The sequence below is a fragment of the Mesorhizobium sp. P3_A10 genome (genome assembly GCF_056403175.1).
The window spans coordinates 115,500-139,988 of record NZ_JBFUFZ010000009.1 but is presented as its reverse complement, the minus strand read 5'-3'; the positions used below and the strand labels follow the sequence as shown (position 1 = coordinate 139,988).

The following is a 24,489-nucleotide window of genomic DNA, read 5'->3' as shown; positions in this document are numbered from 1 at the left end:
TACCTCTTTTATGACGTGACCGATGCATCTGCGTGACGGCCTCCAGACCCATGCGACCGTCAGGCAGCGCTTCGACCATCTGGTCGAGACCGGCGCGATCGAACGCGACCCTGCGCAGGAGCGGATCGCCGCAGCGCTCGACCGGCTGACCGACGAAATTTCGGCAAAACGGCTGGCGCAGAAATCGAGTGCGCTGGGCTGGCTGTTTGCCCGCAAGCGCGAAACGCATGAGCCGGTCAAAGGCCTCTACATCCATGGCGGCGTCGGCCGCGGCAAGACCATGCTGATGGACATGTTCTTCGAGCTGCTGCCGGTGCGGCGCAAGCGCCGCGTGCATTTCAACGACTTCATGGCCGATGTGCAGGACCGCATCCAGAAGCATCGGGCCGCGCGCAAGAACGGCGACGTCAAGGAGGACGACCCGATCCCGCCGGTGGCGCGCGCACTGGCCGAGCAGGCCTGGGTGCTGTGCTTCGACGAGTTTTCGGTCACCGACATTGCCGATGCGATGATCCTGTCCCGGCTGTTTTCGGCGCTGTTTGCCAATGGCGTGGTGCTGGTCGCCACCTCCAATGTCGCACCGCAGGATCTCTATCGCGACGGGCTGAACCGCCAGCTGTTCCTGCCCTTCATCGGCATTCTCGAACGGCAGACCCATGTGCTGGCGCTCGACGCCGACAAGGACTACCGGCTGGAAAAATTGGCGCGCACCCCGGTCTATGTCACCCCGGACGATGCGGCTGCCGATCGGACGCTCGATGACGCCTGGGAAGCAATGACGCATGGTGCGCCGACCGCCGGGACGGCGCTGACAGTGAAGGGTCGGCAGGTCGCGGTGCCGGCTGCCGCCGGTGCTGCGGCGCGGTTTTCCTTCGCCGATCTGTGTGAAAAGCCGCATGGCGCCCGCGACTATCTGGCCATTGCCGGTCGGTTTTCGACGATCTTCATCGACCATGTTCCGGTGCTCGGCGAAGGCCGGCGCAACGAGGCCAAGCGCTTCATCCTGTTGATCGACACGCTCTACGACCATCATGTGCGGCTGGTGGTGAGTGCGGCGGCGCAGCCAAATCTGCTCTATACCGCCAAGCGCGGCGTCGAGGTGTTCGAGTTCGAACGCACCGCCTCGCGATTGATCGAGATGCAGAGCCGTGACTGGCTGGAGGATTGGGCGGAACGGCACAAGGCGAAGGCGGTTGCCGAAGTGCAGCAGGCGCAGGCTTAGCCGCCATGCATTTCGTCATCCTAGGGCGGAGCAAGGAGCGAAGCGACGCAGTGCAGACCCTAGGATCCATGCCGCGACTTGCGGGCGTCGCGGCGGTGCAGAACTTTGCGATACGACCAGCGGACGAAACGGGAAGAGCAGCGATTGTTCTGCGCCGCTGCGGGTTCATCACCGTCACGGAATGGATCCTAGGGTCTCCGCGACGTCGCTTCGCTCCTGCTCCGCCCTAGGATGACGAAGGTGTGAGGCTTTCGGCCAATCTCTAAAGTTCATACGCATACATGACGAAATCCTCCGCCGGCCCATGCGGCTCCCGGCGCGTTTCATAAAGTGCTCGTGCCGCAACATTGTCCGGCTCGGTGCCGACCCAGGCTTCCCCGCAACCCTGCTCGCGGCCGAGCGCCAACATGGCGTCGAGCATTTTTCGGGCGATGCCCTGGCGCTGGAAGGCCGGGGACACGCCGACTTCGTCGATGTAGAGTTCGCTGACCTTGTCGGGGTGGCGGTGGGTGACGGCGGCGCATTGGCCGACAACGACATCATCGGCCAGCGCCACGATCATCAGATGGCCCGGCGCGGCGAGATAGGCGGCCAGCCTGTCGGCCCGCACCGGCTCGTCGAACACATCTTCGGCGATCCGCATCAAAATGGCGTCATCACTAGGATTGAGCCTTCTGATTTCCACAGTCATGTGCAAAATCTCCCAAGTCGGCTTAACAACTTTGACGTTTACGTAAATCCCAATGTTTCTAACCGATTGAAATTATTCACTCGAAAATAATCGTTTGAATATTTTTTCCACCAAGGCTATTGGGTGCGGCGAAAATTCGCTGATACCCCGCAGCATTCCGGCCTCTTCTTCGACGCCGTTCGGCGCCGTCACCGACAAAGGGAAAACATCCTCACATGGCACGCAACAAGATAGCGCTCATCGGCTCTGGCATGATCGGCGGCACCCTCGCACACATGATCGGCCTCAAGGATCTCGGCGACGTCGTGCTGTTCGATATCGCCGAGGGCGTCCCGCAAGGCAAGGGTCTCGACATCGCGCAGTCGTCGCCGGTCGATGGGTTCGACTCCAGGCTGACCGGCGTCAACGACTATGCCGGCATCGAGGGTGCGGATGTCTGCATCGTCACCGCCGGCGTGCCGCGCAAGCCCGGCATGAGCCGCGACGATCTCCTGGGCATCAATCTGAAGGTCATGGAGCAGGTCGGCGCCGGCCTGAAGAAGTATGCGCCGAAGGCGTTCGTCATCTGCATCACCAACCCACTCGATGCCATGGTCTGGGCGCTGCAGAAGTTTTCCGGCCTGCCGAAGAGCCATGTCGTCGGCATGGCCGGCGTGCTCGATAGCTCGCGTTTCCGCTATTTCCTGGCCGAGGAGTTCAAGGTCTCGGTCGAGGACGTCACCGCCTTCGTGCTCGGCGGCCACGGCGATTCCATGGTGCCGATGATCCGCTATTCGACGGTGTCAGGCATTCCGCTGCCCGACCTGATCAAGATGGGCTGGACCTCGAAGGAAAGGCTCGACCAGATCGTGCAGCGCACCCGCGACGGCGGCGCCGAGATCGTCGGCCTGCTCAAGACCGGCTCGGCCTTCTATGCGCCGGCCGCCTCGGCGATCTCGATGGCCGAAGCCTATCTCAAGGACAAGAAGCGCGTGCTGCCCTGCGCGGCGCATCTCTCGGGACAGTATGGCGTCAAGGGCACCTATGTCGGCGTGCCCGTGGTGATCGGCGCCGGCGGCGTCGAACGCATCATCGAGATCGACCTCAACAAGAGCGAGCAGAAGATGTTCGACGCGTCGGTGGCGACGGTGCAGGGCCTCACCGAGGCCTGCGTCAAGATCGCTCCGCATCTCGCCAACAAGTGATCTCTCGCCGCCATCCCGCCAACCTAGCTGTGACCCGGAGACAGTCTCGATGAACATCCATGAGTATCAGGGCAAGGCGCTGCTGAAGAGCTTTGGCGCACCGGTTGCCGAAGGCGTACCGGTGTTCAAGGCAAGCGAGGCGGAAGCCGCGGCCAAGGCGCTGCCCGGGCCGCTCTATGTGGTGAAGAGCCAGATCCATGCCGGCGGCCGCGGCAAGGGCAAGTTTAGGGAGCTTGCTCCCGACGCCAAGGGCGGCGTGCGGCTGGCCAAGTCGGTGGCCGAAGTGGTCGCCAACGCCAAGGAGATGCTCGGCCACACACTGGTGACCAAGCAGACCGGCCCGGCCGGCAAGCAGGTCAACCGCCTCTATATCGAGGACGGCGCCGATATCGAGCGCGAGCTTTATCTGTCGATCCTGGTCGACCGCACCGTCGGCCGCATCGCCTTCGTCGTCTCGACGGAAGGCGGCATGGACATCGAGGCGGTCGCGCATGATACGCCGGAAAAGATCATCACTGTCGCCATCGACCCGGAAAAGGGCGTCACGGCGGCCGATCTGAAGGCGCTGAACGGCGCGCTGAAGCTCGACGGCATTGCTGCCAAGGACGGCGATACGCTGTTCCCGATCCTCTACAAGGCCTTCGTCGAGAAGGACATGAGCCTGCTCGAGGTCAACCCGCTGATCGTCATGAAGGACGGACGGTTGCGCGTGCTCGACGCCAAAGTGTCGTTCGACAACAACGCGCTGTTTCGCCACCCCGACGTGATGGAATTGCGCGACACCACCGAAGAGGACGAGAAGGAGATCGAGGCGTCGAAATACGACCTCGCCTATGTCGCGCTAGACGGCAATATCGGCTGCATGGTCAATGGCGCGGGCCTCGCCATGGCGACGATGGACATCATCAAGCTCTACGGCGCCGAACCCGCCAACTTCCTCGATGTCGGTGGCGGCGCGTCCAAGGAAAAAGTGACGGCGGCGTTCAAGATCATCACCAAGGATCCCGCGGTCAAAGGCATTCTGATCAACATCTTCGGCGGCATCATGAAGTGCGACATCATTGCCGAGGGCGTCATCGCCGCGGTCAAGGAAGTCGGCCTGCAAGTGCCGCTGGTGGTGCGTCTGGAAGGCACCAATGCCGAGCTCGGCAAGAAGATCATCAACGACAGCGGCCTCAATGTGGTCTCTGCCGATGACCTCGACGACGCAGCCAAGAAGATCGTGGCGGCGGTGAAGGGCTGATCTGGTGCCTCCGCGCAAGATAAACCTGGTCGAGGCGGCCGACGCGAAGATCAGCAAGGTCTTCGATCCGCATATTGCCGGCGACGTCAATGATGCCCAAGCGAAGGTCGCCAAGTTCGGCGAGATCTTCGACTGGCACGCGCATGAGAGGGAAGATGAAGCCTTCCTCGTGCTGCGCGGGCGCATCGCCATCGATTTCCGCGACGGTCCGGTCGAGCTCGGCGAGGGCGACTTCATGGTCGTGCCGCGTGGCGTCGAGCATCGTCCACGTTCGCTGACGGCGGAGCCCGTGGTGCTGATGTTCGAGCCGGCGACGACGCTCAACACCGGCAATGCCAAGAGCGACCTTACCGTCGCCGAGCTGAAGCGGCTCTGACCATGAACGCGGCCTCCTTCTCTTCGCTCTCGGCCGATCACCAGCGCCTGCAGGCGCTGGTCGGCGCGTGGCGTGGCGAAGAAGAGGTGGCGGCCACGCAATGGACCGATGCCGGCACGGCGACGTCGGAAGTGCTGGCAGAGGCACAGTTCGGCGGCCTGTTCGTGGTGCAGCGCTATCGCCAGCGCCGCGACGGGACGATCTCGTTCGGTTCGCACAATGTGTTCGGCTTCGACCAGCAAAACAGCGTCGTCAGCATGCACCAGTTCGATTCGATGGGCTTTGTGCCGGCTACTCCTGCCACAGGTGCCTGGAACGGCAGCGAGTTGGTGCTGGTCCGCTCGTCGCCGCGCGGATCGGCCCGCGTGACCTACATTTTCGATACAGATGACAGTTACCGGATGCGGCTGCAGTTCCAGCCGGCCGGCAGCAACATCTGGCAAGACATGGTGAGCGGCGTTTACCGACGCGTTTCGCCTTCCTCGATCAACGGTTTGTAAAAAGGGCCATCATGTCCATTCTCATCGACAAGAACACCAAGGTGCTGGTGCAAGGCCTGACCGGCAAGACCGGCACGTTCCACACCGAACAGGCGCTGGCCTATCACGGCACCAAGATGGTCGGCGGCATCCATCCGAAGAAGGGCGGCGAGACGTGGACCGGCTCGAAGGGCGAAAGCCTGCCGATCTTCGCCACTGTCGCCGAAGGCAAGGAAAGGACCGGCGCCAACGCCTCGGTCGTCTATGTGCCGCCAGCGGGTGCCGCCGAAGCGATCCTGGAGGCGATCGAGGCCGAGATCCCGCTTATCATCTGCATCACCGAAGGCATACCGGTGATGGACATGATCAAGGTCAAGGCACGGCTCGACCGCTCGACCTCGCGGCTGATCGGCCCGAACTGCCCGGGCGTCTTGACCCCCAACGAATGCAAGATCGGCATCATGCCCGGCAACATCTTCCGCAAGGGTTCGGTCGGCGTTGTTTCGCGCTCGGGAACGCTTACCTATGAGGCGGTCTTCCAGACCACCAATGTCGGCCTCGGCCAGACCACCGCCGTCGGCATTGGCGGCGACCCGGTCAAGGGCACCGAATTCATCGACATGCTGGAAATGTTCCTTGCCGACGACGAGACCAAGTCGATCATCATGATCGGCGAGATCGGCGGTTCGGCCGAGGAAGACGCGGCGCAGTTCCTCAAGGACGAAGCCAAGCGCGGCCGCAAGAAGCCGATGGCCGGCTTCATCGCCGGGCGCACGGCGCCGGCGGGACGCACGATGGGCCATGCCGGCGCGGTTATCTCCGGCGGCAAGGGCGGCGCCGAGGACAAGATTGCGGCAATGGAATCGGCCGGCATCAAGGTTTCGCCATCGCCGGCACGGCTGGGCACGACGCTGGTCGAGGCGATCAAAGGTTAAGGGAGTAGGGCAGTATGGCAGTAGGGAAATAGGAAGAACGGGACGAGCGCGGCTTGCTTTCCCTACTGCCCTATTCCCCTACTGCCCTACTCCCCTCCAAAAACAGGAGACGGAGCCAGGCTCCGCAGGCAAAAAATGGCAAGACAAGATCAGGCCAACGACCAGTTTTCGCTCACCTCTTTCCTGTACGGCGGCAATGCCGACTATATCGAGGCGCTGCACGCCGCCTATGAGGATGATCCGGAATCGGTCAATCCCGAGTGGCAGGACTTCTTCTCGGCGCTGAAGGACGACGCCGGCGATGTGCGCAAGAACGCCAAGGGCGCCTCCTGGGCGAGGCCCTCATGGCCGCTGCAGGCCAATGGCGAACTGGTGTCGGCGCTCGACGGCAATTGGGGGATCGTCGAAAAGCACCTGGAAAAGAAGGTCAAGGACAAGGCCGTCACCAACGGTATCGTGCTGTCCGATGCCGATGTGCACCAGGCGACGCGCGATTCGGTGCGCGCCATCATGATGATCCGCGCTTACCGCATGCGCGGCCATCTGCACGCCAATCTCGATCCGCTCGGCATCGCCAAGCTCGAGGACTACAACGAACTGTCGCCGGAAAATTACGGCTTTACATCAGCCGACTACGACCGGCCGATCTTCCTCGACAATGTGCTCGGGCTCGAATTCGGCACCATCCGGCAGATGCTCGATATCCTGACGCGCACCTATTGCTCGACGCTGGGCGTCGAGTTCATGCACATTTCCGATCCGGTGGAGAAGGCCTGGATCCAGGCGCGCATCGAAGGTGCCGACAAGGAGATCAGCTTCACCGCCACCGGCAAGAAGGCGATCCTGCAGAAGCTGATCGAGGCCGAAGGCTTCGAGCAGTTCATCGACGTCAAGTACAAGGGCACCAAGCGCTTCGGCCTCGATGGCGCCGAGGGGCTGATCCCGGCGCTGGAGCAGATTATCAAGCGCGGCGGCCAGCTCGGCATGAAGGAGATCGTGCTCGGCATGGCGCATCGCGGCCGGCTGAACGTGCTCTCCCAGGTGATGGCCAAGCCGCACCGCGCAATTTTCCACGAGTTCAAGGGCGGCTCGGCGGCCCCCGACGAGGTCGAAGGTTCGGGCGACGTGAAGTACCATCTCGGCGCCTCGTCGGACCGCGAGTTCGACGGCAACAAGGTGCATTTGTCCTTGACCGCCAATCCCTCGCATCTGGAAATCGTCGATCCGGTGGTGATGGGCAAGGCGCGCGCCAAGCAGGACTATCTGTTTGGCCGCAGCCGCGAGGAAATCGTGCCGCTGGAAGAGCGCGCCAAGGTGCTGCCGCTGCTGCTGCATGGCGACGCCGCCTTCGCCGGCCAGGGCGTGATTGCCGAGATCCTCGGCCTGTCGGGCCTGCGCGGCCACCGCGTTGCCGGCACGCTGCATTTCATTATCAACAACCAGATCGGCTTCACCACCAATCCGCGCTTCTCGCGTTCGTCGCCCTACCCGTCGGACGTGGCCAAGATGATCGAAGCGCCGATCTTCCACGTCAATGGCGACGACCCGGAAGCCGTGGTCCACGCCACCAAGGTGGCGATCGAATTCCGCATGAAGTTCCACAAGCCTGTCGTGGTCGACATGTTCTGCTACCGCCGCTTCGGCCACAATGAGGGCGACGAGCCGGCCTTCACCCAGCCGATCATGTATCGCAACATCCGCAGCCACAAGACGACGGTGCAGATCTATGCTGACCGGCTGATCGCCGAAGGCCACCTGACCCAGGCCGAGTTCGACAAGCTCAAGGCCGACTGGCGCGCGCATCTGGAACAGGAATGGGAAGTCGGCCAGCACTACAAGCCCAACAAGGCCGACTGGCTGGACGGCGCCTGGTCGGGCCTGCGCACGGCCGACAACCAGGACGAACAAAGGCGCGGCAAGACCGCCGTGCCGGTCAAGACCTTGAAGGAAATCGGCAAGAAGCTGACCGAAGTGCCTAGGGATTTCGAGGCGCACAAGACCATCATCCGCTTCCTCGAGAACCGCCGCCAGGCGATCGAATCGGGCGAAGGCATCGACTGGTCGACGGCCGAGGCGCTGGCCTTCGGCGCCATCCTGCTCGACGGCAATCCGATCCGGCTGTCGGGGCAGGATTCCGAACGCGGCACGTTTTCGCAGCGCCATTCCGTGCTCTACGACCAGCGCGACGAGACCCGCTATATCCCGCTCAACAATCTGTCGGCGGCGCAAGCCGGCTACGAAGTCATCAACTCGATGCTGTCGGAAGAGGCGGTGCTCGGCTTCGAGTATGGCTACAGCCTGGCCGAGCCGAAGGCGCTGACCTTGTGGGAAGCGCAGTTCGGCGACTTCGCCAACGGCGCCCAGGTGGTGTTCGACCAGTTCATCTCGTCGGGCGAACGCAAGTGGCTCAGAATGTCGGGGCTCGTCTGCCTGTTGCCGCATGGCTATGAAGGCCAGGGGCCAGAGCATTCTTCGGCTCGTCTGGAGCGCTTCCTGCAGCTTTGCGCCGAAGACAATATGCAGGTGGCCAATGTCACTACGCCGGCTAATTATTTCCATATCCTGCGGCGGCAGTTGAAGCGCGATTTCCGCAAGCCGCTGATCCTGATGACGCCGAAGTCGTTGCTGCGCCACAAGCGGGCGGTGTCGACGCTGCCGGAAATTTCGGGCGAAAGCGCCTTCCACCGGCTGCTCTGGGACGACGCCCAGCTGCTCTCCGGCCAGGCGATCAAGCTGGTCAAGGATTCGAAGATCCGCCGTGTCGTGCTGTGCTCGGGCAAGGTCTATTACGACCTCTACGAGGAGCGCGAGAAGCGCGGCATCAACGACATCTACCTGCTGCGCGTCGAACAGCTCTATCCGTTCCCCGCCAAGGCGCTGATCACCGAACTGTCACGCTTCCGCAATGCGGAGATGGTGTGGTGCCAGGAAGAGCCGAAGAACATGGGCGCCTGGTCGTTCATCGATCCCTATCTCGAATGGGTGCTGGCGCATATCGACGCGAAGCACCAGCGGGTGCGCTACACCGGCCGGCCGGCCGCGGCTTCGCCGGCGACCGGACTGATGTCGAAGCATCTCGCGCAGCTCGCCGCCTTGCTCGAAGACGCGCTCGGTGAATAGAACAGAACTGGGCGAATAAAACTCAGAAAGAAACGGACAGGCACAATGGCTACCGAAATCCGCGTCCCCACTCTCGGCGAATCCGTCACCGAGGCGACCATCGGCAAATGGTTCAAGAAGGTCGGCGACGCCATCGCTGCCGACGAGCCGCTGGTCGAGCTCGAGACCGACAAGGTGACGGTGGAGGTGCCCGCAGCAAGCGCTGGGACGTTGAGTGAGATCGCCGCCAAGGAAGGCGAGACGGTCGGTGTCGGTGCACTGCTGGGCATGATTACGGCCGGCGGCGACGCCGCTGCCCCGGCGACCAAGCCACAAGCCGTATCGCAGGCGTCGAGCCCCGACGCGGCGTCCACCGTCAAGCAGGCAGCGGCCGAGACCGCCAAGATCGCCGGCGATGCCGGTGCGGTCGAGCCGCGCTCCATGCCGCCGGCGCCCGCCGCGGCAAAACTCATCGCCGAGAACAATCTGTCCGTCGACCAGCTCTCCGGCTCCGGCAAGCGCGGCCAGGTGCTGAAGGGCGACGTGCTCGACGCCATTTCCAAGGGCGCACCATCGCAGCCGGCGGAGACACCGAAAGCAGCACCCGCGCTGGTCGTTGCTCGTGCGCCGACCTCCGCCGACGATGCCTCACGCGAAGAGCGTGTGCGCATGACCAAATTGCGCCAGACCATCGCGCGCCGGCTCAAGGAAGCGCAGTCGACCGCCGCCATGCTGACCACCTTCAACGAGGTCGATATGTCAGCGGTGATGGCGCTGCGGACCAAGTACAAGGACGTGTTCGAAAAGAAGCACGGCGTAAAGCTAGGCTTCATGGGCTTCTTCACCAAGGCGGTAACGCATGCGCTGAAGGAAATCCCGGCCGTCAACGCCGAGATCGACGGCACCGACATCATCTACAAGAACTATGCCCATGTCGGCGTCGCCGTCGGCACCGAAAAGGGCCTGGTCGTGCCGGTGGTGCGCAATGCCGACCAGATGTCGATCGCCGAGATCGAGAAAGATATCGGCCGGCTGGGCATCGCCGCGCGTGACGGCAAGCTTTCGGTCGCCGACATGCAGGGCGGCACGTTTACGATTTCCAACGGTGGCGTTTACGGTTCGCTGATGTCGACGCCGATCCTCAATGCGCCGCAGTCCGGCATTCTCGGCATGCACAAGATCCAGGACCGGCCGGTGGTGGTCGGCGGCCAGATCGTGATCCGGCCAATGATGTACCTGGCGCTCTCATACGATCACCGCATCGTCGACGGCAAGGAAGCAGTGACGTTCCTGGTCCGGGTCAAGGAAAGCCTGGAGGATCCGGAGCGGCTGGTGCTCGATCTCTAAAGCGCTGCTCAGGGAAGAAAGGACTGCGCCGCCGCATGACGACCCGTGCCTTTCGCCTGTTCAGAAGTTTGTCGACCTCATCGGTCGCGATGGGCATGGCGCTGGTCACCGTAAATGCCCATGCCGCCTGCCCGCTAGCGCTTGCCGTCTATGGCGATGGCGAGAGCGAGGCCAGCATCGATTTCCGGCCGACGATGGATTCGGCAACCGTCACCAACAGCTTCAAGATGGTGCTAGACAAGGGCGTCGTGCTCGACGGCCTCGTCATGTGGACCAATGGTGTTTCGCGGCCGCATGGCTCGCTGATGTACAAATGCCCGACGGGCGACGTCACCGGCGAGGAGCTTGCAGCCTGCACGGTGTGGGAGGGCGTCGTCTACAGTGCCGATGACAAGGGTAACATCGCCTTGCTGCCGGCCGAAAAAGTGGATGCGCCTAGAAGTCTGATCTTTCCGGACCTTGGGGCGTCCCTGCAGATGTCGGCGGCCTATGGCGAGAACGGATTTTCGAAAGTGCCGTGGGATGTTTTTCTGCTGAAGGGTTGCCAGGAATGAGCGCGGCGAAAAAAGTGCTGCTGGTCACCGGCGGCAGCCGTGGCATCGGTGCTGCCGTCTGCCGGCTCGGGGCCGCGGCCGGCTATCGCGTCGCGGTCAACTATGCGTCGAACCAGGACGCTGCCGACGCACTGGTCGCTGAAATAGGCGCGGCAGGCGGCGAAGCCTTTGCGATCAAGGGTGATGTCGGCGCCGAGGCCGATATCGTCGCCATGTTCGAAGCTGTGGACACGGCCTTCGGCCGGCTCGACGCGTTCGTCAACAATGCCGGCATCGTCGACGTCAAGGCGCGCGTCGACGAGATGAGCGCGGCGCGGCTGGAGCGCATGATGCGCATCAATGTCATCGGCTCCTTTCTCTGCGCCCGCGAGGCGGTGAAACGCATGTCGACCCGTCATGGCGGCAACGGCGGTGCCATCGTCAACATCTCGTCCGCGGCGGCTCGGCTGGGCGCACCTGGCGAGTATGTCGACTATGCCGCCTCCAAGGGTGCGATCGACACCTTCACCATCGGGCTGGCGCGCGAAGTTGTGACCGAAGGCGTGCGCGTCAATGCGGTCAGCCCCGGCATCACCGACACCGAAATCCACGCCTCCGGCGGCCAGCCCGACCGTGTGGCGCGGATGCGGGACATGCTGCCGATGAAACGGGCCGGCACGGCGGATGAAGTAGCGCATGCAGTGCTCTATCTTCTATCCGACGAGGCGTCCTATACGACGGGCGCAATCTTGAATGTGAGCGGCGGCCGCTGAGCCCCTGACGAGAAGGACAACATCATGGCTTATGACGTCGTTATCATCGGATCGGGACCGGGCGGCTATGTCTGCGCCATCAAGGCGGCACAGCTCGGGCTGAAGACGGCGGTGGTCGAGAAGAATGCGACCTTCGGCGGCACCTGCCTCAACATCGGCTGCATCCCGTCCAAGGCGCTGCTGCATGCCTCAGAGATGTTCGCCGAGGCGAGCCATTCCTTCGACACGCTCGGCGTCGAGGTGACGCCGAAGCTCAATCTGAAGAAGATGATGGCGCACAAGGATGCGACGGTAACGTCCAACGTCAACGGTGTCGCCTTCCTGTTCAAGAAGAACAAGATCGACTCGTTTCGCGGCACCGGCAAAGTGGTTGCGGCCGGCAAGGTCTCGGTCACCTCGGAGGACGGCAAGGTCGAGGAGATCGAAACCAAGAACATCGTCATCGCCACCGGCTCGGATGTCGCCGGCATTCCGGGCGTCAAGGTCGATATCGACGAGAAGGTGATCGTGTCGTCCACCGGCGCGCTGTCGCTGGCCAAGGTACCGGCTCATCTGGTGGTGGTCGGCGGCGGCGTCATCGGGCTGGAGCTCGGCTCGGTGTGGGCCAGGCTCGGCGCCAAGGTCACCGTCGTCGAGTTCCTCGACACCATTTTGGGCGGCATGGACGGCGAGGTCTCCAAGCAGTTCCAGCGCCTGCTTTCCAAGCAAGGTTTCGAGTTCAAGCTCGGCGCCAAAGTCACCGGTGTCGCCAAGGCCAAGAAGGGCGCGACCGTCACCTTCGAACCCGTCAAAGGCGGAGCGGCGGAGACGATCGAGGCCGACGCGGTGCTGATCGCCACGGGACGCCGGGCTTATTCCGACAGCCTTGGGCTGAAGGAGGCCGGTATCGAGGTCGACGAGCGCGGCCGGGTCAAGACCGACGGGCATCTCAGGACCAACGTACCCGGCATCTACGCCATCGGCGATGTCATCGCGGGACCGATGCTGGCGCACAAGGCCGAGGACGAGGGCGTGGCGGTGGCCGAGACCATTGCCGGCCAGGCCGGCCATGTGAACTACGAGGTCATCCCGAGTGTCGTCTACACCAGCCCGGAAATCGCCTCGGTCGGCAAGACCGAGGAAGAGCTGAAAAAGGCCGGCATCGACTACAAGGCCGGCAAATTCCCGTTCACCGCCAATGGCCGGGCGCGCGCCATGCTGCACACCGACGGCTTCGTCAAGATACTGGCCGACAAGGCGAGCGACCGCGTGCTCGGCGTTCACATCGTCGGCTTCGGCGCCGGCGAAATGATCCACGAGGCAGCGGTGCTGATGGAGTTCGGTGGCTCGTCGGAAGATCTCGCCCGCACCTGCCACGCGCATCCGACGATGTCGGAAGCGGTGAAGGAAGCGGCGCTGGCCACGTTCTTCAAGCCGATCCACATCTAGCCTTAAGGGGCCGACCAACGCGTCGTCATCCCAGGGCGGAGCAGCCGCGAAGCGGCGTCGCGAAGACCCTGGGATCCATGCCGCGACGTTAAAGCGTCGCGGCGATGCATACCTATCGTTTTCGGCTGTCGTAGCGAGGCTGCGTTCTGCCCAGTTGCGCCCTTCACAGAGGTCGCGGCATGGATCCTCGGGTCAAGCCCGAGGATGACGAAGGTGCGGGGCTTGCCGCTATCGCCCAAGGGCTCATCACCTCAAAACAAAACGGCCCGCTTTTCAGCGGGCCGTTCTCATTTGCAATCAGAGGCCTGATCAGGGTGTCGGCGCAGGTGCCGGTGCCGGTGCCGGTGCGGGCGCAGGAGCCGGGGCTGGCGCAGGAGCCGGTGCGGGAGCAGGGGCTGGTGCGGGAGCAGGCGCCGGTTCGGCGGGCTTCATCGGCTCGGCGGGCGCAGGTGCTGGCGCCGGTGTGCTGGCGGCCGGCGGTTCAGCTGGCGCCGGATGTTCGCCGCTTCTGCCGAAAACATAGTAAGCGACAATAGCCAGGATAACGACAACCAGGGCAATCAGCCATGCGCTGCCGCCACCCGACTTGGGAGCGTCGTTTGGATTCGCCATAAAAGTCCTCCTCCGTGGATGAAAGATATCAATCAATAGCCATCAACGCGCAATCGTTGAATGGGTTTCACGCTAGGGTTGGAAAACGCCAAAAACACGGCAATCCGCCCCCCTCTCTGCCATGCGACTCAGTTGACAACGCTTACAGTATAGCCGGCTTTATGGAAATCCTCGACTGGGGCCTATTCCATCCCGATTGAAGCGCGATGGAGGGCTTTTTTGAGCATGATCTTTTCCGAAAACCGGTACCTGCCTTTCGCTGACGCGGACCTTCGGTTCGGGATGCTGCTCCAGGCCCTCGTATCCTGGAGATGGCTGGCGACGTTTCGCCACGCAGCGCGGCGCGCGTGCTGCTGTTATCCTGCTCTTAAAGGATGGCCGCGATGAAGCCGCTTTTACAGATTTTCCCCAATCCCCAGGACGTTCTTGCCGGCGCGCAATTCGCCGACCGCTACGTGCTGGTCGCAAACGGCTTGTCGTTGAGCGCAATTGCCGCGACCGAACGCGTCATGGGGCGAACGCCGCGATGGATCGGCAGGCTGACGACGTTGCGCAATTTCGCCGTCCGGCCATTTGGCCTGAAGACGGGCGCGGATGCCGCGTCGGCGCCCGAAGGCAAGATCGGGATATTTCCGCTCATCAGCCGGTCACCAGGCAAGGTCGTCCTCGGTCTTGACGACCGGCATCTCGACTTTCGCGTTCTGGTCGAGGTCAGGGAGCTTGGCGGCGGCCGCCAGGAAGTCGCCGCGTCGACGATCGTCAAAACACACAACCTGTTCGGACGTGTCTATCTCGCGATCGTCAAACCCTTTCACCGGATTATCGTCCCGGCGATGCTGGCTCAGGTCTTGGCTAAGTAAGCATCGGACCAAAATGGGAACCGATGGGCGGCTGATCGGTCCTAGAGGCCGGCTGGCGTAACCGTGTATCCGGCTTTGCGGAAATCCTCGATCAGGCCTTCAGGACCGGGAAGATGCAGGGCGCCGACCGCCATGAAGGCGTTGCCTTTGGCGAGGATCGGTGCGGCATGATCGACCATCACCTTGTTGCGGCTGGTGATCATGGTTTCCTCAAACGCGGCGTAGCCTGCCTGGTCATCGTCCGCGCCGGGAATAACGGCGCGAAACATTGGCCAGAACATGCCGGTCTCGCCACGCAGGTAGAGCACGATCATGGTCTCGTTGACGTCATTGACCTTGTCGCCGAGTTTCAGCGTGTCGACGAGCCCCTTCATGTGAAAGGAAAGTGGCAGCGAGGCCATGGCGCGCAGCTGGCTGACAGCCGTTTCCAGTCCTTCGACCGACTTTCCGGAAGCCTTTGCACCTTCCGCCAGCTTGACGTCGAGCACCGGTGCCCCGCCCGACTGGCGGGCGAGCTCGCAGGCCGGCAATGCCAGCATCGCCGACAACAGCCAGGGCTTCATCTTGGCCACCGTCAGCGGCGGAATACCGCGCGCGTCGAGCGCGCTGTTCATTGCCGCCGCATCGTCCGGCGACAGCAAGGACGACAGCGTCGTGTTGTCGGTGAACATCATCAGGCCCGGCTCTTCGAGCATCGCCGTCATCATCTTTTGCTTGTCGAGCACGTCGGTGGTTTCGATGATGATGGTGCCGGCGGCGTCATAGGCCGTTTGCGCGGCGGGCGGCAGCACGGTCACGCGCGGATCGGTCATATGCATGGTGCCGAACAGCCAGGATGGCTTTTCGCCCGGCTTTTCCAGCTTCCACAACAGGCCCTTGCCGTTCGGCGTCGCAGCGGCTTCCGCTGCGACGTTTTGGTAGGCGGCGGGATCGCTCTTCTGCAAGGCAGATAGCATGTCGGCGCCGGCGCAGGTCGGGATTTCGGCATGCGCCTTACCGGCAGCGAGCAGCGCGACGATGAGGAAAGACAGGAAAAACAGGACGTTGAGCGCGACGAGCAGCTTCAGCGACACGAGTGCTGCGCGGTCGGCGATGGCAATGACGCGTTTCATAACCCGGTTTTAGGGATAAAAAGCGGCAAAACGGTTAACTTGTATGGGGAAATTGTCTTCGACGGGCTCCTGGCGCTGAGACCCCGAAGGTGATCTGTGCCGATAGGTGGCGCGCTTCGGCGGTTCGCGGAAACGCTCGTCTCTTCGTCATCCACGGGCGAAGCAAGGAGCGTAGCGACGCAGCGCAGACCCGAGGATCCATGCCGCGACTTCCGACCGATGCTACTGTGCAGAACCTGCTCTGGTGAGCGTAGCCATCATTCTGAACCGCTGTGTTCGTGTCGACCGTCGCGGCATGGATCCTCGGGTTTCCGCGACGTCGCTTCGCGACTGCTCCACCCTAGGATGACGAAGCTGAGAGGCCTCGCCTAATCACGCTGCGTAGCGCTCCGCCGGCCATCACGCCCGCGGGTGCGCCTGGTCGTAGATTTCGAGCAGCCTTGCCGTGTCGACGCCGGTGTAGATCTGCGTCGTCGACAGGCTGGCATGGCCGAGCAGTTCCTGGATGGTGCGCAAATCGCCGCCGCGTCCCAGCAGGTGCGTGGCGAAGGAATGGCGCAAGGCATGCGGCGTCGCGGTCTCGGGCAGGTTGAGCGCCGAGCGCAACTTGGCCATGTCGCGCTGGACGATGGCCGGGTTCAGCGGGCCGCCGCGGGCGCCGCGAAACAACAGGCCTTTCGGGTCGAGATGATAGGGGCAGAGCCGGCGGTATTCGGCGATCGCCCGCAGCGCAACTGGCAGCACCGGCACCAGTCGCGTCTTGCCGCCCTTGCCGGTGATGCGCAGCACCGTGTCGCTCGCCAAAGCGAGCTCGGCGCCCGACAGGCCGAGCGCTTCGGAAATGCGCAGGCCTGACCCGTAAAGCAAGGTCAGCACGGCGGCGTTGCGGGCGGCGATCCACGGCTCTTCCGCCAGTTGGCCTTCCACCGAGACGATGTGTTTGGCGTCGCTTGCCGTCAGCGGCTTGGGCAGCGATTTCGGCTGGCGCGGCGCGCGCAGCGCCGCCGCACCCGCCGCATTGGCGAGACCGCGCCGTTCGAGGAAGCGCAGCAGCGAGCGAATACCGGCCAAGCCGCGCCCAAGCGTGCGGGCGCCGGCGCCGGCGTTGCGGCGGGCGGCGAGAAAGCCGCGCAGATCGGCCGGACGCAGATTGGCGATCTCGGCAATGCCGGGCGAGCCACCGCAATGGCCGGTCAGGAAATGCAGGAACTGGCGTGTGTCGCGCTCATAGGCTTCGACGGTTTCTGGTGACAGCCGGCGTTCGCGCGCAAGCATCTTCAGCCAGCTTTCGCGCGCCGCCTGGAGGTCCGGCTTGGCGGGGATGAGGAATTCTTGCATGGCGCTCTTCCAGTTCCCCGTCATTATCGGGCAGTCGGGTTAGGAAGCGGTGAAGAGCTGCGCCATTGAAATGGCGCCGAGCGATCATTGAAATGACGCCGGGGCGGCGCTAGAGCAGGGCAAAGGAATTTTGCCATGACCAAGCCCCAGAACCCCGTGCAGATGGCCGTGATCGGCGCCGCCCACGGCATCAAGGGTGAATTGCGGGTGAAGACCTTCACCGGTGAGCCCTTGGCGCTGGCTGACTATGGGCCGCTCTACGCCAGGGATGGCCGCGCCTTCCAGATCATCGACATCCGGCCGGCCAACACAGTCGTCGTGGTGCGCTTCAAGGGCATCAACGATCGCAACGCCGCCGAGGCGCTTGCCGGCACGGAACTGTTCGTCGACCGCTCGATGCTGCCGGACGACGGCGAGGAGGACGAGTTCTATCATGCCGACCTCGTCGGGCTGGAGGTCCGGGACGATACGGGCGCTCTCATCGGCAAGGTTGTCGCCGTGCACAATTTCGGTGGCGGCGACATTCTTGATGTGACGCTGGCGGGGCGCAAAGGCGTGCTGATCCCGTTCACGCAGGCCGCCGTTCCCGAGGTATCGATTGCCGATGCCTTCATCCGCATCGATCTGGCGGCGGCGGGGCTGGTCGATGACGAGGATGGCGATGCGCCTCGCGAAGAAGATTTCGACGCCCAGGGCAGGCCGCGCGGACCGAGGGATGCCGGAGGCAACCGGTGAGTTTTTCCGCCTCGGTGCTGACGCTCTATCCCGAGATGTTTCCAGGCGCGCTCGGCCTGTCGCTGGCGGGCCGCGCGCTGGTATCAGGCACATGGTCGCTGCATGCGATCCAGATCCGCGACTTCGCCACCGATCGTCACCACACCGTCGACGACACGCCGGCTGGCGGCGGTGCCGGCATGGTGATGCGCGCCGACGTGCTGGCGAGAGTCATCGACCATGCGTCGCCAACGGGTGATCCGCGCCCGCGCCTGCTGATGAGCCCGCGCGGCAAGCCGCTGACGCAGGCGCGTGTGCGCGAACTGGCCGCCGGGCCGGGCGCTGTCATCGTCTGCGGCCGCTTCGAAGGCGTCGACCAGCGGGTGATCGACGCGCGCGGACTGGAGGAGGTTTCCGTCGGCGATTTCATCCTCTCCGGCGGCGAGCCGGCGGCACTGGTCCTGCTCGATGCGGTGGTGCGGCTGTTGCCGGGCGTGATGGGCAATGCTGTGTCGGGCGAGGAAGAGAGTTTTGAGAACGGCCTGCTCGAGCATCCGCACTACACGCGGCCGCAGGAGTTTGAAGGCCGGCCCATTCCCGAGGTGCTGATCTCGGGCAACCACGCAAAAATCGCGAAATGGCGGCGCGCCGAGTCGGAAAAGCTGACGAAGGAAAGACGGCCGGATCTGCCGGGCGGCGCCGCTCAACCCTTGGTGAAGTAGTAGAAGGCGAGGAACAGGCCGACGGCGACGACGAAGCCGCGCACGGCGTTCTGCGGCACGCGCTTGGCGATCCAGACGCCGGCATAGCCACCGAGCGCGGCGCCGGGAATCATGACGATCGCTTGCGGCCAGGCGATGACGCCGCCGGAGACGAAGACCAGGATGGCGACGGCGGCGATGACCACGGCCAGCATGTTCTTCAGCGCGTTCAGGCGGTGATAGTCGCCGGCTTGCGTCAGGCCCAGTGTCGCCAGCATCATCACGCCCATGCCGGCGCCGAAGAAGCCGCCATAGATTGCGGTAGCGAACTGCGCCAAGGAGCCGGCCAGCGAGCCGACCGATGCTTCATGTCCAGGCTTGGGCGCCGGCTTCAGCCATGGGCCGGCGGCAAACAAGGCGGTTGCGCCCAAGAGCAGCCACGGCACCATGGCGCGGAAGGACGGATTGGAGAGCGCCAGAAGGATGAGCGCGCCGGCCAGTGCGCCGAAGGCTGAGATCACGCAGAGCAGCAGCGCGCCACGCCAGAAATGCCGGATGTCGTCGGCGTAGGCGAGCGTCGAGGTGATGTAGCCGGGGAACTGTGTCACCGACGAGGTCGCGTTGGCGACGATTGGCGGCAGGCCGACCAGTGTCATGGCGCCGAAGGTGATGAACGTGCCGCCACCGGCGACCGCGTTGGCGGCGCCAGACAGAAAACCTGCGAGAAAGAGCAGGATCGCGTCGAATACAGACATGAGGATGTCGCCAGAGACCTATGCTTTGCCCGGATTAGGAAGCTTGCAGGGTCGGCGCAACCCCGCGCTGGACGATTGCGTGGTGGCATGCGAGCAAAAAAGACAGGGCCAAGGCGTGACAAAGCCTCGAAATAGCTGTATGTGCCCGCCCGAACCGGAAGAACAATCTACCGGACCCGTCAACAATGACGGTGTAGTCGCCCCTGCCCGAAAGGGCATAGCCGAGCGGTCTTAGGAACTGCAAGGCGAGTGTCGGACGCTCTGACTGTCGGAAGAACAAGAAGTGGACTTTTAGATGGATATTCTCCGTCAGCTCGAGGCCGAACAGGCCGCCAAGATCGAAGCCAAGCGCAAGCTTCCCGAATTCCAGCCCGGCGATACCGTGCGCGTCCAGGTCCGCGTGACCGAAGGCACCCGCACCCGCGTCCAGGCCTATGAGGGCGTCGTCATCGCCCGCGCCGGCGCCGGCTTCCAGGAAAATTTCACCGTTCGCAAGATTTCCTACGGCGAAGGCGTGGAGCGCGTGTTCCCGGTTTACTCGCCGATGGTTGAAGGCGTCGAGATCGTTCGCCGCGGCAAGGTGCGTCGCGCCAAGCTGTACTACCTGCGCGATCGTCGCGGCAAGTCGGCCCGTATTTCGGAAAACACCGGCGTGCGCGCCCGCAAGCTGAACGACGATGAGCGCGATGCGCTGAACGCCGAGAAGGCCCGCATCGAGGCCGAGAAGGTGGCCGCCGCCCAGGCGCTGGCGGTCGAGAAGGCAGCGCAGGACGCCGCCGAGAAGAAGGCCGCCGACGAGGCCGCCAAGGCCGCGGAAGCGACCGCCGCCGAATAAGTTTTTTCGGGCACAAGTTTCGGAAAGGCGGCTTCGGCCGCCTTTTTCGTTTTGGGCGGAAATTAACCGGAAATCTGCCCTCGGCCAGGTTGACTCTAATTATCTTGTACACTAACTAATCGTGTACAAATTAAATGGAGATATGAAATGCCTGCACTCTACGCCACCCAAGCTCGCGCCGTCGGCGGCCGCGCCGGCCACGTCCAGAGCAATGATGGCCTGCTCAGCGTCGACCTCGCCATGCCGAAGGAACTTGGCGGCAAGGGTGGCGCCACCAATCCCGAGCAGCTGTTTGCCGCCGGCTATGCCGCCTGTTTCGAAAGTGCCATGCGTTTCATCGCCGGCAAGCAGAAACTGCCGCTGCTGGATGCCGCGGTGACGGCCAATGTCAGTTTGCATGCCAATGGCCAGGGTGGCTTCCGGCTCGGCGTTTCGCTGGCGGCGGAGACGAAAGGTCTTGATCAGGCGGCCGCGGAAGCGCTTGTATCGGCGGCTCATCAGGTTTGCCCCTATTCCAACGCCATCAAGGGCAATGTCGAGGTGGTGCTTTCGGCAGTGGCGCTTCCGGCAAAGGCAGCATGACGACAACGACCACAAAGAGTGCCAGCGACGTCCCGGCGGTATCAGCCGGGACGATCAAAGTTCCGCGCCTCGACCAGCAGCTCTGCTTCGCGCTCTATTCGGCGAGCGGACTGATGACGAAGCTCTACCGGCCGCTGCTCGAGCCGCTCGGCCTGACCTATCCGCAATATCTGGTGATGCTGGTGCTGTGGGAGCGCGCGCCAAGCACTGTCGGCGCGCTCGGCGAAGCGCTTGGGCTCGATTCGGCGACGCTGACGCCGCTGCTCAAACGGCTGGAGGCGAACGGCCTGGTGACCCGCCGGCGCGACGCCGCCGACGAGCGCCGCGTGCTGGTCGAGCCGACCGCAGCAGGCCAGGCGCTGCGCGCACGCACGCAGGACGTATCCGCCGGGCTGGCCTGCGCCATGCCGCTCGAGGCCGAAGAGCTGAGGGCTCTGCACCGCACCTTGACCAAATTTGTCGCCGGGTTGCGCGAGGCGGACGCCGACGCGGCGGACCGGGATTGATCGCCGCTAGAGCCTGTTCCATCCCGATGGAATCGGGATGGGGCTCTAGCTTCTTGTTTGAGCATAATCTTTTCCGAAAACCGGGTCCCACTTTTCGGGATCATGCTCTAGAACGCCTGCCCGGCGCCGCACAGTAAACAATCTCTTACTAATATACCTTGCATTGGACATAACATTGCTTAGCAATGGGTGGCTTCGGCTGTCCCCTGTTTTGGAGTGATGTGATGGATTCTTTCGCCAGGGCGAACCGCTTCAACTGGGACAATCGAGCCGAACTGCATACCACTGACGAGGCCCATCGCTATTACCCGATCGATCGGGTTCTGGCCGGCGGCTTGAGCCTGACCGCGCTGGAAAAGCGGGAAGTCGGCAACCGCATCGCCGGCAAGGACGTCGCCCACCTGCAATGCCATATCGGCCTCGACACGATCAGCCTGAAGCATCTCGGCGCAAAGAGTGTCACCGGACTGGACTTCTCGCCCAAGGCGCTTGCCGCGGCGCGCCGGTTTGCCGCGCAGGCCGGTGCTGAAGTCAGCTTCGTGGAGGCTTCGGTCTATGATGCGGTGGCGGCACTCGACGACTATTACGACCTCGTCTACGTGACGTGGGGCACGACCATCTGGCTGGACGACATCTTCAGCTGGGCCAAGGTGGTCGCCAATCTGCTGCGCCCGGGTGGGCAGCTGTATTTCCTCGACGGGCATCCGACGATGTTCCAGTGCGGCCGCAAGACCGATCAGCCCGGCCTGTTGCTGGATTGGCGGACGCCGCCACAGGCGCCGCTGGAATGGCACGACACGCACACCTATACCGGCGACGAGCGGCCGCTGACCCATCGCCTGAATTATGAGTGGATCCACCCGTTGGGCGACGTCATCAACGCCCTCATCGCGTCCGACATGACGATCGACTTCCTCAACGAGCATGCCATTCTGGGCTGGAAGGAATTCCCCTATATGGTCGAGGCCGGCGAGGGGCTTTACGCGCTGCCTGACGGCATGACCAAGATACCGCTTTCCGTTTCGATCGGCGCAACCAAGCGGCGCTGAGTGTTCGCGCGGCGCCATGGTGCGGCGGATTGACCGCCGGGCAAAGATCGTTCCGGAATCCCCCGATGGAAAGCATTGGAATCCGCTTTTGCGCCAAGGGTCACATCGGACCGGCTTGCACGGCGCTTGCGGACAGCTAAAGTCGGCGCCGGATTTTCCTGCAAACCTCGGCCGTGCCGGGGCCTTTCAAGTTCTGGGAGTGTGTCATGACCAAATCGAAACTGCTGCTGGCCGGCCTGTTGGCCTGCCTTCTCGCACCGGTCGCCGCATGGGCGCAGGCGCTGCCCGACCTCGGGGGCAAGAAGGTGGTGGTGGTGACGGAAAACGCCTATCCGCCGCTGCAGTTCATCGATGCCAAGACCGGAAAACAGATCGGCTGGGAATATGACGCGATGAACGAAATCGCCAAGCGGCTGAACTTTTCCGTCGAGTACCAGAACACCTCCTGGGATGCGATGATCCAGGCGGTTTCCGACAACCAGTACAACATCGGCATGACCGGCATCACCATCAAGGACGACCGCAAGGAGAAGGTCGATTTCTCCGACCCCTACATGCGCTCGGAACAGTTCATGCTGGTGCGCGGTGACGAAAGCCGTTTCACCGACGCCAAGACTTTTGGTGCCTTCAAGGACGGGCTGATCGGCGCGCAGGCCGGCACCACGCCCTTCTACACCGCCGTCTACAGCGTGCTCGACGGCAATGAGCAGAACCCGCGCATCAAACTGTTCGAGACGTTCGGCGCCACGGTGCAGGCGCTCAAGTCCGGCGACGTCGATGTCGTCCTGACCGACGGCACCGCCGGCAAGGGCTATGTCGACGCTTCCGAAGGCAAGCTGAAGCTGATCGGCGGCCCGCTCGGCACCGAGGATTTTGGTTTTATCTTCCCCAAGGGCTCCGACCTGGTGAAGCCGGTCAATGCGGCAATCGCGGCGCTGAAGGCGGACGGGACGATCGATGCGCTGAACAAGAAGTGGTTTCTTGATTACAAGATGGGGCAGTGATTTCCCTGCCGCGCGCATTTCATGACGCGCCGGAACTTGTGCTGAGTTTGCGCTTGAACACCCCCCTCTGCCCTACCGGGCATCTCCCCCTCAAGGGGGGAGATCGGATGCCACCTTGGCTTTCGCCAATTTCCAGCGTCAAGGGACAGGCCGCGAGGCCAAAGCTGCCAATCTCCCCCCTTGAGGGGGAGATGTCCGGCAGGACAGAGGGGGGCGCCTTGGCGCGTCGCAATGCTTGCCTGGCGGGCATCGCCTGATGGCAACACCATCTTCCACCGCCAAATCCGACTTCCCCTGGTGGCTTGCCGTGGCTGTGGCGATCGCCGTGATCGCTGCCATCTTCATCGCCACCAGCAACCTCTACGCGCAGGTTTTTGCCACCGTCGCCAAGGGCATCGGCATCACCGTCTTCGTCACCGTCGTCGCCTTCGCGATGGCTTGCGCGATCGGGCTTGGGCTTGCGCTGATGGGGCTGTCGGGGTCGCGCTGGCTCAGGCAGATCGCTCGCTTCTATGTCGAGATCATCCGTGGCGTGCCGATCCTGGTGCTGTTGTTCTGGATCGCCTTTGCCGGCGCGCCGGCCTTCGTCGCCGCCTGGAACGCGCTGACCGCGCCGCTGCAGAATGCCGGCCTCTTCGGCGAACTGCTGGTGCGCGACGTCTCGCTGTTGTGGCGTGCCATCATGGCGCTGACCATCGGCTATTCGGCCTTCATCTCGGAGGTGTTTCGCGCCGGCATCCAGGCGGTCGAGAAAGGCCAGATCGAGGCGGCAAAGGCGTTGGGACTGTCGCGCGCGCAACGTTTCCGGCTGATCGTCTTTCCGCAGGCGATCCGCACCATCCTGCCGCCGCTCGGCAATGACTTTGTCGCCATGGTCAAGGATTCCTCGCTGGTTTCGGTGCTCGGCGTCGCCGACATCACCCAGATGGGCAAGGTCTACGCCGCCGGCTCGTTCCGCTTCTTCGAGACCTATTCGATCGTCGCCTACATCTATCTCATCCTCACCGTCGGCCTGTCACTGGCGCTCAGGACGCTGGAGAAGCGGCTGCGCAACCAGCATCAGGAATAGAAGTCAGGCGAAGACGAGGCTACCATCACCGATCATACGGCA

25 protein-coding genes are annotated in these 24,489 nt (G+C 63.3%); 21 read left to right on the top strand and 4 right to left on the bottom strand.

The window, feature by feature from the left end; all coding sequences use genetic code 11:
• Nucleotides 1-22 precede the first annotated feature (22 nt).
• A complete protein-coding gene (gene zapE / locus AC1DXU_RS27615) occupies nucleotides 23-1,222 on the top strand; it encodes a cell division protein ZapE (RefSeq protein WP_477374084.1) in 1,200 nt (399 codons plus the stop codon).
• A gap of 262 nt (nucleotides 1,223-1,484) precedes the next feature.
• On the opposite strand, the gene AC1DXU_RS27610 is transcribed toward zapE, so the two are convergent.
• Nucleotides 1,485-1,913: an N-acetyltransferase family protein gene (locus AC1DXU_RS27610; protein ID WP_477374082.1), complete on the bottom strand. Its 429-nt coding sequence runs from the start codon at nucleotides 1,911-1,913 to the stop codon at nucleotides 1,485-1,487.
• Between the two features lie 215 nt (nucleotides 1,914-2,128).
• Here AC1DXU_RS27610 and mdh point away from each other — a divergent pair, with 215 nt between their 5' ends.
• The 12 genes from mdh to AC1DXU_RS27550 all read left to right on the top strand — a co-directional run bounded on the left by mdh (nucleotide 2,129) and on the right by AC1DXU_RS27550 (nucleotide 14,782).
• Nucleotides 2,129-3,097: a malate dehydrogenase gene (mdh, locus tag AC1DXU_RS27605; protein ID WP_477374080.1), complete on the top strand. Its 969-nt coding sequence runs from the start codon at nucleotides 2,129-2,131 to the stop codon at nucleotides 3,095-3,097.
• Nucleotides 3,098-3,146: 49 nt separating this feature from the next.
• Nucleotides 3,147-4,340, top strand: a complete 1,194-nt coding sequence (sucC, locus tag AC1DXU_RS27600) for an ADP-forming succinate--CoA ligase subunit beta (protein WP_477374078.1) — start codon at nucleotides 3,147-3,149, stop codon at nucleotides 4,338-4,340.
• 4 nt (nucleotides 4,341-4,344) lie between these two features.
• Entirely contained in the window at nucleotides 4,345-4,716 is a 372-nt protein-coding gene (locus AC1DXU_RS27595) for a cupin domain-containing protein (RefSeq protein ID WP_477310050.1), read from the top strand.
• 2 nt (nucleotides 4,717-4,718) lie between these two features.
• A complete protein-coding gene (locus AC1DXU_RS27590) occupies nucleotides 4,719-5,216 on the top strand; it encodes a DUF1579 family protein (protein ID WP_477374076.1) in 498 nt (165 codons plus the stop codon).
• Between the two features lie 11 nt (nucleotides 5,217-5,227).
• On the top strand, nucleotides 5,228-6,130 hold the full coding sequence (sucD, locus tag AC1DXU_RS27585) for a succinate--CoA ligase subunit alpha (protein ID WP_477310046.1): 903 nt from the start codon (nucleotides 5,228-5,230) through the stop codon (nucleotides 6,128-6,130).
• 135 nt (nucleotides 6,131-6,265) lie between these two features.
• A complete protein-coding gene (locus tag AC1DXU_RS27580; RefSeq protein WP_477374074.1) occupies nucleotides 6,266-9,250 on the top strand; it encodes a 2-oxoglutarate dehydrogenase E1 component in 2,985 nt (994 codons plus the stop codon).
• 45 nt (nucleotides 9,251-9,295) lie between these two features.
• Entirely contained in the window at nucleotides 9,296-10,576 is a 1,281-nt protein-coding gene (gene odhB, locus AC1DXU_RS27575) for a 2-oxoglutarate dehydrogenase complex dihydrolipoyllysine-residue succinyltransferase (protein ID WP_477374072.1), read from the top strand.
• A gap of 89 nt (nucleotides 10,577-10,665) precedes the next feature.
• Nucleotides 10,666-11,130 (top strand): hypothetical protein, encoded by a 465-nt coding sequence (locus AC1DXU_RS27570; RefSeq protein WP_477374151.1) that lies wholly within the window; start codon nucleotides 10,666-10,668, stop codon nucleotides 11,128-11,130.
• Nucleotides 11,127-11,882 (top strand): SDR family oxidoreductase, encoded by a 756-nt coding sequence (locus AC1DXU_RS27565; RefSeq protein ID WP_477374070.1) that lies wholly within the window; start codon nucleotides 11,127-11,129, stop codon nucleotides 11,880-11,882. The genes AC1DXU_RS27570 and AC1DXU_RS27565 overlap by 4 nt, the downstream gene beginning before the upstream one ends.
• A gap of 21 nt (nucleotides 11,883-11,903) precedes the next feature.
• Complete coding sequence (gene lpdA / locus AC1DXU_RS27560; RefSeq protein WP_477374149.1) at nucleotides 11,904-13,310, top strand: dihydrolipoyl dehydrogenase; 1,407 nt, start codon at nucleotides 11,904-11,906, stop codon at nucleotides 13,308-13,310.
• Between the two features lie 179 nt (nucleotides 13,311-13,489).
• Nucleotides 13,490-13,846 carry a hypothetical protein gene (locus AC1DXU_RS27555; protein WP_477374068.1) on the top strand — a complete coding sequence of 119 codons (357 nt, stop codon included), beginning with the start codon at nucleotides 13,490-13,492 and terminating at the stop codon, nucleotides 13,844-13,846.
• 450 nt (nucleotides 13,847-14,296) lie between these two features.
• Nucleotides 14,297-14,782 carry a DUF2867 domain-containing protein gene (locus tag AC1DXU_RS27550; RefSeq protein ID WP_477374066.1) on the top strand — a complete coding sequence of 162 codons (486 nt, stop codon included), beginning with the start codon at nucleotides 14,297-14,299 and terminating at the stop codon, nucleotides 14,780-14,782.
• A gap of 41 nt (nucleotides 14,783-14,823) precedes the next feature.
• Here the strand turns inward: AC1DXU_RS27550 and AC1DXU_RS27545 are convergent, their stop codons facing one another.
• Both AC1DXU_RS27545 and AC1DXU_RS27540 read right to left on the bottom strand, forming a co-directional pair.
• Nucleotides 14,824-15,894 (bottom strand): TraB/GumN family protein, encoded by a 1,071-nt coding sequence (locus AC1DXU_RS27545; RefSeq protein WP_477374064.1) that lies wholly within the window; start codon nucleotides 15,892-15,894, stop codon nucleotides 14,824-14,826.
• A 399-nt stretch (nucleotides 15,895-16,293) separates the two neighbouring features.
• Nucleotides 16,294-17,232: a tyrosine recombinase XerC gene (locus tag AC1DXU_RS27540; RefSeq protein WP_477374063.1), complete on the bottom strand. Its 939-nt coding sequence runs from the start codon at nucleotides 17,230-17,232 to the stop codon at nucleotides 16,294-16,296.
• Nucleotides 17,233-17,367: 135 nt separating this feature from the next.
• On the opposite strand from AC1DXU_RS27540, the gene rimM reads away from it, so the two are divergent.
• Together rimM and trmD are read left to right on the top strand one after the other, a co-directional pair.
• A complete protein-coding gene (gene rimM, locus AC1DXU_RS27535; protein WP_477374061.1) occupies nucleotides 17,368-17,967 on the top strand; it encodes a ribosome maturation factor RimM in 600 nt (199 codons plus the stop codon).
• Nucleotides 17,964-18,668, top strand: a complete 705-nt coding sequence (gene trmD / locus AC1DXU_RS27530; protein WP_477374059.1) for a tRNA (guanosine(37)-N1)-methyltransferase TrmD — start codon at nucleotides 17,964-17,966, stop codon at nucleotides 18,666-18,668. The genes rimM and trmD overlap by 4 nt, the downstream gene beginning before the upstream one ends.
• On the opposite strand, the gene AC1DXU_RS27525 is transcribed toward trmD, so the two are convergent.
• Nucleotides 18,650-19,402: a sulfite exporter TauE/SafE family protein gene (locus AC1DXU_RS27525; protein WP_477374057.1), complete on the bottom strand. Its 753-nt coding sequence runs from the start codon at nucleotides 19,400-19,402 to the stop codon at nucleotides 18,650-18,652. The two genes, trmD and AC1DXU_RS27525, sit on opposite strands and share 19 nt — an antisense overlap.
• Nucleotides 19,403-19,697: 295 nt before the next feature.
• On the opposite strand from AC1DXU_RS27525, the gene rplS reads away from it, so the two are divergent.
• The 6 genes from rplS (at nucleotide 19,698) to AC1DXU_RS27495 (ending at nucleotide 24,447) form a co-directional block, all read left to right on the top strand.
• Nucleotides 19,698-20,237 (top strand): 50S ribosomal protein L19, encoded by a 540-nt coding sequence (gene rplS, locus AC1DXU_RS27520; RefSeq protein WP_477374055.1) that lies wholly within the window; start codon nucleotides 19,698-19,700, stop codon nucleotides 20,235-20,237.
• Between the two features lie 147 nt (nucleotides 20,238-20,384).
• On the top strand, nucleotides 20,385-20,819 hold the full coding sequence (locus tag AC1DXU_RS27515; RefSeq protein WP_477374054.1) for an organic hydroperoxide resistance protein: 435 nt from the start codon (nucleotides 20,385-20,387) through the stop codon (nucleotides 20,817-20,819).
• Complete coding sequence (locus tag AC1DXU_RS27510) at nucleotides 20,816-21,325, top strand: MarR family winged helix-turn-helix transcriptional regulator (protein ID WP_477374052.1); 510 nt, start codon at nucleotides 20,816-20,818, stop codon at nucleotides 21,323-21,325. The genes AC1DXU_RS27515 and AC1DXU_RS27510 overlap by 4 nt, the downstream gene beginning before the upstream one ends.
• A 224-nt stretch (nucleotides 21,326-21,549) precedes the next feature.
• Nucleotides 21,550-22,374 carry a class I SAM-dependent methyltransferase gene (locus AC1DXU_RS27505; protein ID WP_477374051.1) on the top strand — a complete coding sequence of 275 codons (825 nt, stop codon included), beginning with the start codon at nucleotides 21,550-21,552 and terminating at the stop codon, nucleotides 22,372-22,374.
• A gap of 206 nt (nucleotides 22,375-22,580) precedes the next feature.
• On the top strand, nucleotides 22,581-23,378 hold the full coding sequence (locus tag AC1DXU_RS27500) for a transporter substrate-binding domain-containing protein (RefSeq protein ID WP_477327179.1): 798 nt from the start codon (nucleotides 22,581-22,583) through the stop codon (nucleotides 23,376-23,378).
• Nucleotides 23,379-23,634: 256 nt separating this feature from the next.
• Nucleotides 23,635-24,447, top strand: a complete 813-nt coding sequence (locus AC1DXU_RS27495) for an amino acid ABC transporter permease (RefSeq protein WP_477374049.1) — start codon at nucleotides 23,635-23,637, stop codon at nucleotides 24,445-24,447.
• The last annotated feature ends 42 nt before the right edge of the window (nucleotides 24,448-24,489 follow it).

What these genes read in the sequence shown, in the direction of transcription:
- AC1DXU_RS27570 (WP_477374151.1), top strand. Translation starts at nt 10,666, where the DNA reads ATGGGCATGGCGCTGGTCACCGTAAATGCCCATGCCGCCTGCCCGCTA.
- AC1DXU_RS27590 (WP_477374076.1), top strand. Translation starts at nt 4,719, where the DNA reads ATGAACGCGGCCTCCTTCTCTTCGCTCTCGGCCGATCACCAGCGCCTG.
- mdh (WP_477374080.1), top strand. Translation starts at nt 2,129, where the DNA reads ATGGCACGCAACAAGATAGCGCTCATCGGCTCTGGCATGATCGGCGGC.
- sucC (WP_477374078.1), top strand. Translation starts at nt 3,147, where the DNA reads ATGAACATCCATGAGTATCAGGGCAAGGCGCTGCTGAAGAGCTTTGGC.
- AC1DXU_RS27510 (WP_477374052.1), top strand. Translation starts at nt 20,816, where the DNA reads ATGACGACAACGACCACAAAGAGTGCCAGCGACGTCCCGGCGGTATCA.
- AC1DXU_RS27525 (WP_477374057.1), bottom strand. Translation starts at nt 19,402, where the DNA reads ATGTCTGTATTCGACGCGATCCTGCTCTTTCTCGCAGGTTTTCTGTCT.
- AC1DXU_RS27610 (WP_477374082.1), bottom strand. Translation starts at nt 1,913, where the DNA reads ATGACTGTGGAAATCAGAAGGCTCAATCCTAGTGATGACGCCATTTTG.
- AC1DXU_RS27565 (WP_477374070.1), top strand. Translation starts at nt 11,127, where the DNA reads ATGAGCGCGGCGAAAAAAGTGCTGCTGGTCACCGGCGGCAGCCGTGGC.
- AC1DXU_RS27505 (WP_477374051.1), top strand. Translation starts at nt 21,550, where the DNA reads ATGGATTCTTTCGCCAGGGCGAACCGCTTCAACTGGGACAATCGAGCC.
- AC1DXU_RS27545 (WP_477374064.1), bottom strand. Translation starts at nt 15,894, where the DNA reads ATGAAACGCGTCATTGCCATCGCCGACCGCGCAGCACTCGTGTCGCTG.
- zapE (WP_477374084.1), top strand. Translation starts at nt 23, where the DNA reads ATGCATCTGCGTGACGGCCTCCAGACCCATGCGACCGTCAGGCAGCGC.
- rplS (WP_477374055.1), top strand. Translation starts at nt 19,698, where the DNA reads ATGGATATTCTCCGTCAGCTCGAGGCCGAACAGGCCGCCAAGATCGAA.
- rimM (WP_477374061.1), top strand. Translation starts at nt 17,368, where the DNA reads ATGACCAAGCCCCAGAACCCCGTGCAGATGGCCGTGATCGGCGCCGCC.
- AC1DXU_RS27500 (WP_477327179.1), top strand. Translation starts at nt 22,581, where the DNA reads ATGACCAAATCGAAACTGCTGCTGGCCGGCCTGTTGGCCTGCCTTCTC.
- AC1DXU_RS27495 (WP_477374049.1), top strand. Translation starts at nt 23,635, where the DNA reads ATGGCAACACCATCTTCCACCGCCAAATCCGACTTCCCCTGGTGGCTT.
- odhB (WP_477374072.1), top strand. Translation starts at nt 9,296, where the DNA reads ATGGCTACCGAAATCCGCGTCCCCACTCTCGGCGAATCCGTCACCGAG.
- AC1DXU_RS27515 (WP_477374054.1), top strand. Translation starts at nt 20,385, where the DNA reads ATGCCTGCACTCTACGCCACCCAAGCTCGCGCCGTCGGCGGCCGCGCC.
- sucD (WP_477310046.1), top strand. Translation starts at nt 5,228, where the DNA reads ATGTCCATTCTCATCGACAAGAACACCAAGGTGCTGGTGCAAGGCCTG.
- AC1DXU_RS27580 (WP_477374074.1), top strand. Translation starts at nt 6,266, where the DNA reads ATGGCAAGACAAGATCAGGCCAACGACCAGTTTTCGCTCACCTCTTTC.
- AC1DXU_RS27550 (WP_477374066.1), top strand. Translation starts at nt 14,297, where the DNA reads ATGGCCGCGATGAAGCCGCTTTTACAGATTTTCCCCAATCCCCAGGAC.
- AC1DXU_RS27555 (WP_477374068.1), top strand. Translation starts at nt 13,490, where the DNA reads ATGGATCCTCGGGTCAAGCCCGAGGATGACGAAGGTGCGGGGCTTGCC.
- AC1DXU_RS27540 (WP_477374063.1), bottom strand. Translation starts at nt 17,232, where the DNA reads ATGCAAGAATTCCTCATCCCCGCCAAGCCGGACCTCCAGGCGGCGCGC.